The sequence below is a fragment of the Yersinia bercovieri ATCC 43970 genome, assembly GCF_013282745.1.
GTDB lineage: Bacteria > Pseudomonadota > Gammaproteobacteria > Enterobacterales > Enterobacteriaceae > Yersinia > Yersinia bercovieri.
In genome coordinates this window covers 2,795,594-2,811,163 of the sequence record NZ_CP054044.1, presented here as the reverse complement: position 1 = coordinate 2,811,163, position 15,570 = coordinate 2,795,594, and the positions used below count along the sequence as shown (strand labels likewise).

Sequence of the window (15,570 nt, the reverse complement as noted above, 5' to 3'; positions counted from 1 at the left end):
TGCATCGCGCATAAAGACGCAGGGAATATCGAAAGCAAATAAGGAATATTTGCAGCTGTTAATTAAACTTCACAAAATGTTGTTATTATTGCTATGACTTAATTTTTAATAAGTGATGGCCGTTGGTGCTGGTTGACCCGAGAAATGAGCATGAATATTAGAGAACACAATATCGCTCATTTGAATGCGCGTCTCTTTTGTGGCGCTGGCGATATGGGGCAGTAATACGACATTATCCATCTCAATTAATGCCTGTGGCACATTTGGCTCATCGGCAAATACATCCAGACCCGCACCACCAATATCTTGCTGTTGCAGCGCATGAATTAAATCATCCTGATTAACCATGCTGCCACGGGCAATATTGATCAGCATCCCATCATTGGGCATCGCCGCAAAAATAGCTTTATCGACCAGACCGGCACTCTCTTTCCCACCCGATATTGCCACTACCAGAATATCGCTCTGTTGCGCCAGGGTGATTAAATCTGGCACATATTGATATGGCAGACTCTCAATCTGTACCCTATCGGTATAGGCAATTGGCATATCGAAGCCAGCGGCACGGCGGGCAATAGCTTGACCAATACGCCCCATACCAAATATCCCCAGGCGTTTACCGGTCACTTTGGATGCTAATGGCAAACTGCTGTGTGGCCACTGACCCGCGCGCAGGAATTTATCGGCCTGACATAAGCGGCGCGAGGTAGCAATAATCAGCCCCAGTGCGGTGTCAGCCACATCATCTGTCAGCACACCCGGCGTGGTGGTCACAATGATTTTGCGCTCACGGGTATAATCCAGATCAACCGCATCAGTTCCGACACCGAAGATTGAGATAATCTCCACTTCAGGTAATAACGCCAGAACTTCGTTGGTCACGCCAATATCACCACGGGTCACAATACCTTTAATATTCTTGCCCTGCTCAGCCAGGAACTGCGCGTGATCCGCCATCTGGAAGAGTTTGTGAACAGTGAAGTTTTGTTCCAATTTTTCCGTCAGATAGTCCATTACTGGGGCGATGATTAATACGGCTTGTTTCGAGCTGGATTGCGTGCTGTTTTTCATTACGAGTACCTGACCTGTCAATAAATCAAAGAAACCAGAATGGCGAGAGGTCATCATCGGATGATGCAGCCATTCAGCGAATGTCGTTATGAGACCTGTTTTCAATGTTTTATTTTGTGATGTGGGTCACTGTAAATCATGTTAAGAAAACATGTTACCGGTAACGTGAGCCAGCTATCATTGTTCGAGCTGAATTGTTTCAGCTAATCAAATGAGCGTTAATCATTTATGTAAGGCATTTACTGAAATGTTATCAGCTGCGGTAATTTGTTATGGCGGGAATCAGGTAACAGCAAGGGAGAGTATGGGGAGTGAGTGACTGCCATTGCAGCAAACAATAGCAGCAAATGAGGGGTGACCATCCGTGCAGAGATAGCTGAAAGCTTAAATAGTGCCACCAAGGGAAATCCGATAATGCAGGTCAACCTGTTCAATTGTCGGGATTTTCTTAATTTTTTTAATCAAAATCTCAGCGGCAACTTTACCCATTTCAAAACGTGGCGTGGTGACACTGGCCAGCACCGGCGTGGTTGCCTGACCAATATCTAACCCATGAAAACCGGAAATTGCCATTGCCGCAGGTATCGCCATGCCCAATTTTAAGCACTCTTGTAACACCCCCACCGCCATATCATCATTGGTACAGAAAATAGCATCGATCTGCGGATACATTTGTCGTGCCAATGCCAACATCCCGGCCCCAATGGAGACCGAAGAGACTTTATTGGGGGTAATATGTAATGGCGTGAAACCTGCATCACTCATTGCCTGGCTATAACCTTGATAACGCTTGCGATCACGCATATCAGACATGGAACCGAAATAGACAATATTCTGTTTTCCACTGGCGAGCAGTGTTGCGGTCATATCGTAGGCGGCCTGATAATTATTGAACCCGACGGTGATGCGATTAAATTGTGGCTCCAGATCCATCACTTGTGCAATTGGAATTTCTGAAGCATTCAGATATTTATCAGCGCGTAAGGTATGTTCCGAGTCCGTGAGTATTAAGCCGGAAATCTGGCAGGAGAGTAGATTAATAATCTGCTCCTCTTCACGCTCTTTACTGTAGTTATAGTTAACCACCAGTGTCTGGTAACCACTGGCGGCCGTCACTGACTCAATACCGGCTAATAAATCGGAGAAAATCTGGTTATTAAAGGAGGGCACCAAGATTCCTATCCGTGGACTTTTTTGATTAACAGCCGTTTCCCCTTCAGAATCAGCACTGTAGTTAACTTCAGCCATCACCTGGGCAATGCGCTCACCGGTTTCTGCTGCCACTTTTTCCGGCGTACGCAAATAGCGACTGACGGTCATTTTGGTCACGCCGGCAAGTAACGCGATATCCTGTAACGTAACACGCTGGTTTTTCATGGCAAATACCTGGAGCAAAGGTGCGGGATGGGTAACGTGATTATGCACTGTTAGCTGGTGTAATGAAAAGCATGTTACCGGTTAAATATGCCATAACAACCATGCTGATCATTATTAAGTTATTTTATTATCAATAAGTTAATCTGCAAGCTGTTAATGAAATGGGCAAAGCCTCTGCTAACGGCGCTCTTTTTCTATCCTCAAGGCGATATTGCTCACGTAAGCGGTAACAAGTTGTCGTAACATGATTTAAAGTGATCTGCATCACAGTTTGCTACAGCAGAAAACGTTCTGATAGAGACATGTTTTCAGACGGTCAATTTAATTGGGAATACCGCTAATTGGATTTCCATCAGCTTAAAGCAATATTAGGGAATAATAACAACTTTATTATTTGTGATCTTATTGCCGAAATTGAATTTATTACTGTATTCACTCAGCAGTCATCACTCGTGACATCTATTTTACATGTCGCTTGATTAGCGCCATTAGGAATTAAAATGAAAAATCTATTTTCGTTAGAAAAACGCAAAGTATTGATTACAGGTTCAGCACAAGGCATCGGATTTTTATTGGCAAAAGGGTTGGCCGAATTTGGTGCGGAAATCATTATTAATGATATCACCGCCGAGCGGGCAGAAAAAGCCGTTGCAGAATTACGTGCTAGTGGATTTGTTGCTCATGCAGCGGCCTTTAATGTAACTGATCATGATGCAGTTAATGAGGCCATCGCACAAATAGAGAGCAGTATTGGCGCTATTGATATTTTAATTAATAATGCCGGTATTCAACGCCGCCATGCTTTTACTGAATTCCCAGAAAAAGATTGGGATGATGTTATTGCCGTAAACCAGAAATCAGTATTTTTGGTTTCACAAGCGGTCTCCCGTTATATGGTTAAGCGCCAACGTGGCAAAATTATCAATATTTGCTCCATGCAAAGTGAATTAGGTCGCGACACTATCACACCTTATGCCGCCTCTAAAGGCGCGGTCAAAATGCTGACTCGCGGTATGTGTGTCGAGCTGGCCCGTTACAACATTCAGGTCAATGGTATCGCCCCTGGTTATTTCAAAACCGAGATGACAAAAGCGCTAGTCGACGATCAAGCCTTTACTGATTGGTTGTGCAAACGTACGCCAGCGGCCCGCTGGGGGAACCCGGAAGAGCTAATTGGTGCTGCGGTGTATCTGTCATCCAAAGCCTCTGATTTCGTTAATGGTCATCTACTGTTTGTTGATGGCGGCATGTTAGTCGCAGTCTGATAGGCACAGAGGAAAGATATGTCTGGTAAATGCATTATTGTCATGGGTGTCTCCGGCACAGGTAAATCCTGTGTGGGTCAGGCGCTGGCGCAGGCCCTTAACGCCAAATTTATTGATGGCGATGACCTGCATCCCCGCGCCAATATTCAAAAAATGGCATCAGGGCAGCCGCTAAATGATCAAGACCGCGCCCCCTGGCTGGAGCGGCTAAGTGACGTGGCCTATAGCTTGCAACAAAAGAATGAAGTGGGTTTTTTGGTCTGTTCGGCACTGAAAAAACAGTATCGTGACCGTCTGCGCGAAGGGAACCACGGCATCCGTTTTTTGTGGCTGACCGGTGATTACGATTTAGTGCTGCACAGAATGCAGCAACGCGCCGGGCATTTTATGCCAGAGAGCCTGTTAAAGAGCCAGTTCGCGACATTGGAAGCCCCTGGGGCCAGCGAACCAGATGTCATCCAAATCGATATTTCGCCTGATGTAGCTGGGGTGGTTGAACTCTGTATTGCCGCGCTGGCAGATGAAAATAGCGTGAGTCATTGCGCATAAGCGCGGGCCACCGAAGCCTAGAGGAGTAGTTATGATACTTGATGAACTGAAAAGCGCGGTGAATAACCCGCTCTATCCGGATGCAATCCGCCGGACATTGGCAACCATCAGCCAGATGGATTTAGCTAATCTGCCTGCGGGCGAGCAAGAGATTGAGGGGCGTGAAATTTACCTAAATCATATTATTGCGGCATCCAAACCACTGTATGAACAGGCACCTGAATTGCATCGCTACTATATTGATATTCATATTCTGCTGGAGGGTAGCGAGGTGATTGGTGCTTCGCCCTCTGCTCAAGGCCAGCGCCCGACCATGGATTTTGATAGTGAGCGGGATTTCGGTCTGTTTGAGAGGATCAGTACAGAAACCTTGTTAACACTGGCCCCCGGTGATATCGCCCTATTGTTCCCCGGCGAGTTGCATCGCCCAATGGGGACGCTGGGGGAAGTTGCACCACTGCGCAAGATTGTGGTTAAAGTGGCGAATCACCTTATCTGATTTGGTGTTGTTGTGATTGGAGGCGGAAGTTTCGCTACCGCCCTAATCAGCATCTATGCTCACCGAGGGTTCCAAGGGGCTGCTCCCTTGGCGCTCTCTTCTCGCCGCCAGCCACAAGCCACTGTTCTTCATCCCATAACCAAACACCACGCCAACCAACAGTGAAGCTGTCACTAACTTCCAATTGCCATTACCGGCAAAGGTCGCGCAAGCACCGATAAAGGTGCCGGGGACGAAAGATAGCCACTGTTGGCAAGCCTGAATGCACATCAAAAACGCCACCATACCGGTCAGCACATAGCCGAGGATCGCCCACTCTGGCTGCAAGGCACTACCCTGAATAATCATCATCGCCCAAAATACCCCACTCAGGCAGGTTAACAGGGTAATCAGCAACCCTTTCAAGCCACCTTGCGGGCAGGCGAAATAGGCGGTACAGCCCAGAAAACCGGCCCAACTGATAAGCCCCAGGCTGACCGCAACCCAACCCCAGATACCTGAGAGAATGCCGGTGGTAATGGCAATCATCAGAATAATGTTCATCAGCATTTACCTGCGCGAAAGTGTTAAACGAAACGTGTATTGAGCGAAAGTCGCGCAGTTTACCTGAATTCATACCTTTTTTATCAACTCAGATCACATTAACAACCAAGTTATTACTATAGTTTCATCAAAAACGTGACTTAAATCACCAATGAATACAGAAAAATAGAACACGGATTGCTCTATTGTTTATTCCACCTTTTATCAACTTAGAAACCCATATAAAACAAAACCCCCTGCCAGTTTTGCTGACAGGGGGTTGGAATTACCGAGTTAACGATGGTTACATTAGCGGTTGCGCCAACTGCACCAGCGAAATCAATGGCTGCGGGTAGATACCCAGGAACAGCACCAAAATCGCGGAAATCAGCACCACCACACCACCGGCAGTCAATGCCCAGTTGTTTGGTGTATCACGCACCAATTTTTCCGGCGCACTGAGGTACAAACTCACCGTCACGCGCAGATAGTAGTACAGACCAATGGCACTGCCCAAAACCACGGCACCGGTCAACCACCACAGGTTGGCGCTGACACCCATTGCCACCACAAAGAATTTGCCGATAAAGCCCAGTGTCATGGGGATACCCGCCAGTGACAGCATCATCACTGTCATCACCGCAGAGAGAATGGGCTTATGCCAGAACAACCCGCGATAAGAGAACAGGGACTCCGCATCCGGGCCTTTGTACGGGCTGGACATCAGGCTGACGACACCAAAGGCACCCAGGCTGCTGAACAGGTAACCGGCCAGATAGACGCCGACGGTTTCCAGTGCCAGCTGATGGGTCTGCACCGCCACCAGCGCAATCAGCAAGTAGCCAAGGTGCGCGATAGAGGAGTAACCCAGCAGGCGCTTGATGTTGGTCTGGCTGATTGCCATCAAGTTACCAAACAGAATCGACGCCACGGCAATCAAGGAGAGCACTAAGCGCACCGCTTCACTGTCGGCGGCTGGCGCATACAGGAACAGGCGCATCACCACCGCAAAGATGGCAATCTTGCTGGCGGTGGCCAGGAAGGTGGATACCGGAGCAGGTGCACCCTGATAAACATCTGGCGTCCAGAGTTGGAACGGCACCAGTGATAGCTTAAAGCCAAGACCAACAATCATCATCCCGAGGCCTGCCAGGATCAGCGGCTGGTGGATAGTGGAGTCACTCAGGCTCTTGCCCAAACCGGCGAAAGATAAGCTACCAGACTCAGCATATAGCAGCGCCATACCAAACAGCAGGAATGACGACGCCGCCGCAGAGAGCAGCATATATTTGATGCTGGCTTCCAGTGAACGCTTCTGGCGATAGGCATAACCAATCAGCCCGAACAGCGGCAGCGAGATAAGTTCAATACCCAAAAATAGCGACGCCAAATGGTTAGCACTCGCCAGCAGAATGCCCCCCATGGTGGCAATTAGCACCAGCAGGTAGAACTCTTCGCGGTTATCCGGATAGCCATTTAGCCACGGATAGGCAAAGGTGCTGGTCGCCAGACTGGCAACAATCACCAACCCGGTATAGAACATGGCATAGCCGTCAACCCGCATCAGCGGAGTGACATCCATTGGCCCTACCTGCCCGACGAAATAGAGGGAGAGCAGCGCCAGGTTTAGCCCGATGACCGTCAGGGTGGCGTTGATAAAGTGATCGCGTCGCCACGCAATGGAGAGCATCACAACCACCACCGTCAATCCGACGATCAACAGCGGTAGCATTGCGATCAGTTGTTGAGGAGTTATTGTCATGGCGAATTACGGCCTTGTAGTTGTAATTGATGAAGCATTGAACCACTGCTGTACATTGCTCATCGCAGCATGGGAGGTGTCGAGAATCGGCTGCGGGTAAACCCCGAGCAGCACCAGTAACACCACTAACAGCAGGATGATAGAGAGTTCCCTTGCACTCATACCCGGTAACGCCTCTTCTGATTTTGGCGCACCGTAATAGGCACGTTGCATCATGATAAGCGCGTAAACCGAAGCAAAAACCAGCCCAAAAGTAGAGATCACGGTGATCACCGGAACGACCTGGAAGCTGCCGAACAGAATCATAAATTCGCCGACGAAGTTACCAGTACCCGGCATCCCCAGAGTGGCTACCGCGAAGAACAGCGACAGTGCTGGCAAATATTTAATCCGCCCCCACAGGCCGCCCATCTGGCGCATATCACGGGTATGCAGGCGCTCATACAACTGGCCACAGATGATGAACATACCGGCGGCTGATAGGCCGTGAGCAATCATCTGGATAACCGCCCCCTGATAGGCCAGTTGGCTGCCGGTGTAGATGGCAATCAACACAAAGCCCATGTGTGACACGCTGGTGTAAGCAATCAGGCGCTTGATGTCGGTCTGGCAGAAGGCCATCCATGCACCGTAGAAGATGCCGACAACACCTAACCACATGGCAATCGGCGCGAACTCAGCGGATGCATTCGGGAACAGTGGCAAGCTGAAACGCAGCAAACCGTAGGCCGCCGTTTTCAGCAAAATCCCGGCTAAGTCAACAGAACCCGCTGTTGGGGCCTGACTGTGCGCATCAGGCAACCAGCCATGCAGTGGTACTACCGGCATTTTGACCGCGAAGGCGATAAAGAAGCCCAGCATCAGCAGATATTCCACATTATGGGACATCGGCGTTTTCAGCAGATTTTCGTAGTTGAATGTCCAGACACCCGTGGCTTTGTAGTGCACAAACACCAGCCCCAGAATGGCAATCAACATAATCAGGCCGCTGGCTTGGGTATAGATGAAGAATTTGGTTGCCGCCGCGATGCGAGTTTTACCGTCTGATGCTTTGTGGCCCCACAAGGCGATCAGGAAGTACATCGGCACCAACATCATCTCCCAGAAGAAGAAGAATAGGAACATGTCGATGGCGAGGAACACGCCGATAACCCCACCCAGGATCCACAATAGATTCAGGTAGAAGAAGCCCTGATTGCGCTGAATTTCACGCCACGAACAGAGGATAGCCAAAGCACCGAGCAACCCCGTCAGCACCACCATCAGCAGTGATAGGCCATCCAGTGCCAGATGGAACTCAATGCCGAACCGTGGGATCCACGGCAGGGTGAACTCCGACTGCCACTGCGGGATACCCGCTGGATTAACCAGCGAATAGTTGCCCTGCCCCCACAATAGCAGGGAGAGCACCAATGTCAGCCCCATCGCGAACAGCGCTATCCAACGCGGTACTTTAGTCCCGAAGCGCTCACACTGCCAAGACAGCAGACCGCCGATAAAGGGGAGAAGAATTAGCCAAGGTAATAGCATGGCGTTTTGTGTCCCTAATTAAACGAAAAGCAACAGAGCCAGTACGACGACTGCACCCAAACCCATAGACGCGACATACCAACGCACCTGTCCATTTTCACTGACGGTCAGACCACGATTACTCCAGCGCGAAAGTATCGCCGGGGTATTCATCAGTGAGTTCAGCGGATCACGTTGTAGCAGTTTTGCAATCCACAGATACGGGCGAACAAATACATTATGGTACAACCAGTCGAAGCCCCACGCGTGGAACCACCAGAGCGTAAAGAAGCGGCCCGGCGCACTTTGCGCGATGCTATTGACCAACTGACGTTTGCCCAGATACAGCATTGCTGCCAACGCAATACCCACCACCACCAGCACACCGGAGAAGATTTCCAGCGGCATTTTGCCCTCTTCACCAAAGTGAAGCTCTGGCAACACGCCCGCCAGCGGTGGTGTTATCAGCGCGCCAACAAAGGTCGACAGCACCAGCAACACTATCAGCGGCAGGTTGTGGGTGATCCCTTTGACCGGATGCGCTTTGGTTTTTGGCTCGCCGTGGAACACAATGAAGATCATACGGAAGGTGTAGAGCGCCGTGAGGAGTGCCCCAACCAGCCCGGCGACCATCAGATTGATATGGCCACTGGCCAATGCGCCCCACAGAATTTCGTCTTTACTGTAGAAGCCGGCGGTGACGATTGGCAGTGCTGCCAGCGCCGCGCCGCCCACCAGGAAGCAGATATAGACCAATGGAATGGTTTTACGTAACCCACCCATTTTGAAAATATTTTGCTCGTGGTGACAGGCCAGAATCACTGAACCGGAAGAGAGGAACAGCAGTGCTTTAAAGAAAGCATGGGTCATCAGATGGAAGATAGCCGCATCCCACGCCTGCACGCCCAGCGCCAGGAACATGTAGCCAATTTGGCTCATGGTGGAGTAGGCCAGCACCCGTTTGATATCGGTTTGTACCAGTGCCGCGAAACCCGCCAGCACTAAGGTGACCGCCCCGATAATCCCCACCAGATGTAGCACTTCGGGTGCCATCAGGAACAGACCGTGGGTACGGGCAATCAGATACACACCCGCAGTGACCATGGTGGCCGCATGGATCAGCGCGGAAACCGGTGTCGGGCCAGCCATTGCATCTGCCAGCCAGGTTTGTAACGGCAACTGCGCCGATTTACCGACCGCACCACCGAGCAGCATTAGCGTCGCCCAGGTAATGGCGGTTCCGCCCATCTCCAGTTTTTGCGGCGCCAGAATCATCAGCTCACGAATGTTCAGCGTGCCCAGCTCTTGGTACAGAATGAACAGCGCGATAGCCAGGAACACGTCACCCACGCGGGTCACGATAAAGGCTTTCATCGCCGCCGCGCCGTTAGCCGGATTGGTGTAGTAGAAACCAATCAGCAGGTAACTGCACAGCCCCACGCCTTCCCAGCCCAGATACATCAGCATCAGGTTATCCGCCAGCACCAGCACTACCATGCTCGCGATAAACAGGTTGGTGTAGGCGAAGAAGCGGGAGTAGCCCTCCTCCCCACGCATATACCAGGAGGCATACATGTGGATCAGGAAGCCCACGCCAGTCACCACCGACAACATGGTGAGCGACAAGCCATCCAGCGTCAGGGTCAACGGAATGTTGAAGGTGCCGACCGACATCCAGTTCCACAGTGTTTGGTTAAACACCTGTACCCCAGTGGCCTTTTGGCTGAGGAAGTCCACCGCCACATAGAGTGTCACCAGCGCCGTCAGACCAATCGAACCCACCCCGACAGTGGCCGAGGTATTTTCAGACCAGCGCCCACGGGAGAATGCCAGCAGCAAGAAGCCCAGCAGTGGCAGCAGAATTGTTAAAAATAGTAGGTTCATCCGCGCATCTCACTGACTGTATCGATATTCAGAGTATGACGGCGACGATACAGCTGTAGCAGCAGTGCCAGACCAATACTGGCCTCCGCTGCCGCCAGCGTGATCGCCAGGATATACATCACCTGACCGTCAGCCTGCCCCCAATAACTGCCCGCCACCACGAAAGCGAGCGCGGCGGCATTGATCATCACTTCAAGGCTTATCAGCATAAACAGCAGGTTGCGACGGATCAGCAACCCCGTTAGCCCTAGCACAAACAGGATGGCCGCCAGAATCAGGCCATGTTGTAGAGGGATCATGCTTGTTCCTCCGTTTTTCTTTTCGCTGATTCGCTCGCGCCCAGCACTTCGCCCGGCTTATGCTCACGTCCGATATGGAAAGCAACCACCAGACCGGCCAATAGCAGCATTGACGCCAGTTCAACCGCCAACACATAAGGGCCAAACAGGCTGATACCCACCGCTTTGGCATCGACCATTTCGCCGCTGATACCGGAGTCTGTGACCGAGCTAATGGCATAGATCAATACCGACAGCAGCACCAGCGCCAGTAAGCCGGGGCCTATCCATAGGGTCGGTTTCAGCCAGTCGCGCTCTTGTTGCTCGACATTGCCCAGGTTCAGCATCATCACCACAAACACGAACAGCACCATAATGGCCCCCGCGTAAACAATGATCTCCAGCGCACCAGCAAAGTAAGCTCCCAGCGAGAAGAACACCGCTGAGATAGCCAGTAACGAAATAATCAGGTACAGCAGCGCATGTACCGGGTTGGTATGAGTGATAACGCGAATAGTCGCCACCACTGCCACCAATGCTGCAATATAAAATGCAAATTCCATGGAAGCTGGCTCCTAAGGCATCAGACCTTTAACGTCGATCGGTTTGGCTTCATTTTCGGCTTCGCCTTTCGGCTTACCGTCAACCGCCATACCGGACATCCGGTAGAAGTTATATTCCGGATACTTACCCGGACCCGAGATCAACAAATCCTCTTTCTCATACACCAGATCCTGACGCTTAAACTCGCCCATTTCGAAATCCGGCGTCAGCTGGATAGCGGTTGTCGGGCAAGCCTCTTCACACAAACCACAGAAAATGCAGCGGGAGAAGTTGATGCGGAAGAACTCCGGATACCAGCGGCCATCTTTATGCTCTGCTTTTTGCAAAGAGATACAGCCCACAGGGCAGGCGACGGCGCACAAGTTACAGGCCACGCAGCGCTCTTCACCGTCCGGATCGCGCGTCAGCACAATGCGGCCACGGTAGCGCGGTGGCAGATAAACCGGCTCTTCCGGATACATTTGGGTTTCGCGCTTGTGGAAGGCATGAAGGCCAATCATCCACAGGCTGCGCACTTGGGTGCCGAAACCAACCACTAACTCTTTCAACGTCATGGTTCATTCACCCCTTATTGAGCGTTGTACAAAATGACCGCGGCAGTCGCCAGCAGATTCAGCAGGGTCAACGGCAGGCAAACTTTCCAGCCGAATGACATCACCTGGTCATAACGTGGGCGCGGCAAGGAGGCACGGATCAGAATGAACATCACCATGAAGAAGGCCGTTTTCAGCGCAAACCAGATAAATGGCGGCAAGAACGGGCCTTGCCACCCCCCGAAGAACAAGGTGACGATTAGCGCAGAGACGGTCACGATACCAATGTATTCACCGACGAAGAACAGACCGAATTTCATGCCGGAATATTCAATGTGGTAACCATCAGCCAACTCTTGTTCCGCTTCTGGCTGGTCAAAGGGATGACGGTGACAGACGGCAACACCTGCAATGGCAAAGGTCAGGAAACCAAAGAATTGCGGGATCACATTCCAGACCTGCTCCTGAGAGTTAACAATATCCTGCATGTTAAACGAGCCAGCCTGTGCCACGACACCCATCAAGGATAAGCCGAGGAACACTTCATAGCTCAGGGTCTGCGCCGAAGCACGCATCGCCCCTAACAGAGAGTATTTGTTATTACTAGACCAACCGGCGAACAGCACGGCGTAAACCGCCAGCCCCGCCATCATCAGGAAGAATAAAATGCCGATATTGAGATCCGCAACCGCCCAGGTCGGGCTGACCGGGACGATGGCGAAAGAGAGTAGCAGCGAAGTAAAAGCAATCACCGGTGCCAGAGTAAAGATAGCCCGGTCGGAGAACTTCGGTACCCAGTCCTCTTTGAAGAACATTTTGATCATGTCAGCGACCAGTTGCAGTGACCCGCCCCAACCGACACGGTTTGGCCCGTAACGGTTCTGGAACAGGCCCAGCAGACGGCGTTCACCGAAGCTCATAAATGCGCCACAGGTCACTACCACCAACAGAATCACCACCGCTTTCAGGACAGAGATTAAAATCTCAATCAATTCAGGGGTAAACCAGCTCATAATCCTGCCTCCCGCAGATTCTCAACGCGCGCACCCACCATAATTGGCGGAATACCCGGTAAGCCAAGCGGCAAGCCGACCTGACCTTGAGCCAAGGTTTCACTCAAGCGCACTGGCAAGCGCAAAGTTTGGCCCGCACAGTTGAACTCCACCAGCGTACCGAGGTTAACCCCTAACTGCGCCGCATCGGCTGGATTGACCATCACATAAGGCTCTGGCATCCGTTGTTGAATCACATCCGCGCGTTGGGACATCTCTTCACTACCAAACAGATGGTAATAAGGGGCAATCTGCCAGCTTTCGGCATCGGCAGTAAAGGCCGCCGGCACGGAATCAAAGTAGCCGAGTGTACCCTCCCCTGCTTCAATCAGACGCACACCCGGATCACCAAAGCGCAGGTTGCCACCCACTTCCGCCTGGAATTTGTTCCATGCTTGCGGTGAGTTCCAGCCCGGCGCCCAGGCAAATGGGATCTGCTGACGATCAGCCAGTGGGCTGTTGTTCCCCTCCATTGAGAAGGCAAACGGCGTGTCGATATCCTGCGGCTGACGCGGTTCGTGCACACTGATATCTGCGCGCATCGCGGTACGGCCACTGTAACGGATAGGTGAACGGGCCAGTTTCTGCCCACGAATGCGGAAAGTCGCATCCGGTGCGGCGGCAACCATCCCTTCCAGCTGTGGCAATGCCGCCACACAAGCTTGGATCACGTGATCCAACTGGGTCCAGTCCACATGACGGCTGGTATAGGTTGAGTGCAGCGAGTGCAGCCAACGCCAGCTCTCCAGCATGATGCTGCGGCTTTCTGGTTTTTTCGGGTCGTCGTAATAGGTGGGATCATAAACCTGGAAGAAGCGCTGAGCGCGGCCCTCCTGATTGACCAGTGTACCGTCGCTTTCAGCGAAGCTGGCGGCAGACAGAATCAAGCTGGCTCTATCCATAATCGCGGTGCGTTGATGATCCACCACAATCAGATTGGTGGTTTTCTCCAGCGCGGCGTCCACTTTATCTTTCGCCCCATGGCGATAGAGGTCATTCTCCATCACGATGGCGGTATCGGCTTCACCGCTGGACAACTGCGCCAGTGCTTGATCCAGTGAACCGCCCCCCATCATGGTCAAACCCATGCTGTTAGCGGCACTGGCAACAAAGGTGATGCCGACATCAGCGCCACGGCCTTTCAGGGCTTTCGCCACGTTGGCTGCCGCTTCAATGATGGCATCACTACCTGCACTGCTACCGGTAATGATGAGTGGTTTTCTCGCCCCGGCCAGCGCCTGCACAATAATATCCACTTTGCCTTTCAGCTCTTTCGCCAAATCATCAACCGCAGGCGCAGAGTCATCCAGCGCGTGGGCGATGGCGAAGCCTAAACGGGCTTGATCGTCCACGGGCGCACGATAGTTCCATGCCGCGATATCATCCATGCGGGTGTTATCCACATTGGTGATAAACAGCGGATGTTTCGCGTGCTGACCAATATTCATGATGGCGGCAATCTGCCAGTCGGCCACTTTTTGTGCCGCCGCCATTTCGCGGGCTTTGCCTTTCACCGCTTGACGAACTGAGAGCGCAATACGCGCGCCAGTCTGGGTCAGGTCTTCACCCAGAATCAGCACCGCATCGTAGCTCTCAATCTCACGCAGTGACGGCGTGTAAACTCCACCTTCGCGCAGCACTTTAAGCATCAATTGCAGGCGCTGTTGCTCACCTGCGGCGATACCGGTGTAGAAGTTCTCCGCACCCACCAACTCACGTAGCGCGAAGTTGCTTTCCAAACTGGCGCGTGGTGAACCGATACCGATGGTTTTTTTCGCCTGACGCAGAATATCCGCCGCCCCCTGCATCGCCTGTTCGGCGTTGAGGTGGATCCAGTCATTGCCACGCAGTTGCTGCGGCTGACGTGGGCGGTCTTTGCGGTTGACGTAGCCGTAACCAAAGCGGCCGCGGTCACACATAAAGTAGTGGTTCACGCTGCCGTTATAGCGGTTTTCAATACGGCGCAATTCACCATAGCGTTCGCCTGGGCTGGTGTTACACCCCACACTGCACTGCTGGCAGATACTGGGCGCGAACTGCATATCCCATTTACGGTTATAGCGCTCGGAGTGGGTTTTATCGGTAAATACGCCGGTCGGGCACACCTCTACCAGGTTACCGGAGAACTCGCTTTCCAGCGTGCCGCTCTCAGTACGACCAAAGTAGACGTTATCATGGGCACCGTAGACACCTAGGTCTGTGCCATCAGCATAATCTTTGTAGTAGCGCACACAGCGATAACAGGCGATACAGCGGTTCATTTCATGGGAGATGAATGGGCCGAGATCCTGATTCTGGTGAGTACGTTTACTGAAGCGATAGCGGCGGAAACTGTGTCCGGTCATCACTGTCATATCTTGCAGGTGACAGTTACCCCCCTCTTCACAGACCGGGCAATCGTGCGGGTGGTTAGTCATCAACCATTCAACCACACTCTCACGGAACGCTTTGGCTTCGCCGTCATCAATGGAAATAAAGGTTCCATCAGTGGCCGGGGTCATACAGGACATGACCAAACGCCCACGGGTATCATCGGCGTTTTGGTATTGCTTTACCGCACATTGGCGGCAAGCGCCGACGCTTCCCAGCGCCGGATGCCAGCAAAAGTAAGGAATATCGAGTCCCAGGGAGAGACAAGCTTGTAACAGGTTGTCGGCCCCGTTTACGTCGTATTCTTTGCCGTCTACATGAATCGTAGCCATATG

At 51.9% G+C, this 15,570-nt stretch carries 14 protein-coding genes; 3 read left to right on the top strand and 11 right to left on the bottom strand.

Annotation, left to right across the window (positions count from 1 at the left end; translation table 11 throughout):
- Nucleotides 1-105: 105 nt before the first annotated feature.
- Nucleotides 106-1,071: a 2-hydroxyacid dehydrogenase gene (locus tag HRK25_RS12710; RefSeq protein ID WP_032898285.1), complete on the bottom strand. Its 966-nt coding sequence runs from the start codon at nucleotides 1,069-1,071 to the stop codon at nucleotides 106-108.
- Nucleotides 1,072-1,455: 384 nt separating this feature from the next.
- Nucleotides 1,456-2,448 carry a substrate-binding domain-containing protein gene (locus tag HRK25_RS12705; RefSeq protein ID WP_005276369.1) on the bottom strand — a complete coding sequence of 331 codons (993 nt, stop codon included), beginning with the start codon at nucleotides 2,446-2,448 and terminating at the stop codon, nucleotides 1,456-1,458.
- A 500-nt stretch (nucleotides 2,449-2,948) separates the two neighbouring features.
- Between HRK25_RS12705 and idnO the strand changes: the two genes are divergently transcribed.
- From idnO to HRK25_RS12690, 3 genes are read left to right on the top strand one after another with little or no spacing between them, the layout of a single operon-like run.
- The gene (gene idnO / locus HRK25_RS12700) at nucleotides 2,949-3,713 is read left to right on the top strand and encodes a gluconate 5-dehydrogenase (RefSeq protein ID WP_005276374.1); all 765 of its coding nucleotides are present in this window, start codon (nucleotides 2,949-2,951) and stop codon (nucleotides 3,711-3,713) included.
- Nucleotides 3,714-3,731: 18 nt separating this feature from the next.
- Nucleotides 3,732-4,262, top strand: a complete 531-nt coding sequence (locus HRK25_RS12695) for a gluconokinase (RefSeq protein WP_005276376.1) — start codon at nucleotides 3,732-3,734, stop codon at nucleotides 4,260-4,262.
- 31 nt (nucleotides 4,263-4,293) lie between these two features.
- Nucleotides 4,294-4,761, top strand: coding sequence for a NanQ anomerase/TabA/YiaL family protein (locus tag HRK25_RS12690; protein WP_005276377.1), 468 nt, complete (start codon nucleotides 4,294-4,296; stop codon nucleotides 4,759-4,761).
- A gap of 42 nt (nucleotides 4,762-4,803) precedes the next feature.
- Here HRK25_RS12690 and HRK25_RS12685 read toward each other — a convergent pair whose 3' ends face one another.
- From HRK25_RS12685 to nuoG, 9 genes are all read right to left on the bottom strand, one after another.
- Nucleotides 4,804-5,304, bottom strand: a complete 501-nt coding sequence (locus HRK25_RS12685; RefSeq protein WP_032898286.1) for a DUF1097 domain-containing protein — start codon at nucleotides 5,302-5,304, stop codon at nucleotides 4,804-4,806.
- A 283-nt stretch (nucleotides 5,305-5,587) separates the two neighbouring features.
- Complete coding sequence (nuoN, locus tag HRK25_RS12680; RefSeq protein WP_032898288.1) at nucleotides 5,588-7,045, bottom strand: NADH-quinone oxidoreductase subunit NuoN; 1,458 nt, start codon at nucleotides 7,043-7,045, stop codon at nucleotides 5,588-5,590.
- A 6-nt stretch (nucleotides 7,046-7,051) separates the two neighbouring features.
- Nucleotides 7,052-8,575: an NADH-quinone oxidoreductase subunit M gene (gene nuoM / locus HRK25_RS12675; protein ID WP_005276382.1), complete on the bottom strand. Its 1,524-nt coding sequence runs from the start codon at nucleotides 8,573-8,575 to the stop codon at nucleotides 7,052-7,054.
- A gap of 18 nt (nucleotides 8,576-8,593) precedes the next feature.
- A complete protein-coding gene (nuoL, locus tag HRK25_RS12670) occupies nucleotides 8,594-10,438 on the bottom strand; it encodes an NADH-quinone oxidoreductase subunit L (RefSeq protein ID WP_032898289.1) in 1,845 nt (614 codons plus the stop codon).
- Nucleotides 10,435-10,737, bottom strand: a complete 303-nt coding sequence (gene nuoK, locus HRK25_RS12665) for an NADH-quinone oxidoreductase subunit NuoK (protein WP_032815102.1) — start codon at nucleotides 10,735-10,737, stop codon at nucleotides 10,435-10,437. Before nuoK ends, nuoL begins: the two co-directional genes overlap by 4 nt.
- Nucleotides 10,734-11,279 carry an NADH-quinone oxidoreductase subunit J gene (gene nuoJ / locus HRK25_RS12660; protein WP_005276386.1) on the bottom strand — a complete coding sequence of 182 codons (546 nt, stop codon included), beginning with the start codon at nucleotides 11,277-11,279 and terminating at the stop codon, nucleotides 10,734-10,736. Before nuoJ ends, nuoK begins: the two co-directional genes overlap by 4 nt.
- 12 nt (nucleotides 11,280-11,291) lie before the next feature.
- A complete protein-coding gene (nuoI, locus tag HRK25_RS12655; protein ID WP_004391656.1) occupies nucleotides 11,292-11,834 on the bottom strand; it encodes an NADH-quinone oxidoreductase subunit NuoI in 543 nt (180 codons plus the stop codon).
- Between the two features lie 14 nt (nucleotides 11,835-11,848).
- Nucleotides 11,849-12,826 carry an NADH-quinone oxidoreductase subunit NuoH gene (nuoH, locus tag HRK25_RS12650; protein WP_032898290.1) on the bottom strand — a complete coding sequence of 326 codons (978 nt, stop codon included), beginning with the start codon at nucleotides 12,824-12,826 and terminating at the stop codon, nucleotides 11,849-11,851.
- On the bottom strand, nucleotides 12,823-15,567 hold the full coding sequence (gene nuoG / locus HRK25_RS12645) for an NADH-quinone oxidoreductase subunit NuoG (protein WP_032898291.1): 2,745 nt from the start codon (nucleotides 15,565-15,567) through the stop codon (nucleotides 12,823-12,825). The genes nuoH and nuoG overlap by 4 nt, the downstream gene beginning before the upstream one ends.
- Nucleotides 15,568-15,570: the final 3 nt, after the last annotated feature.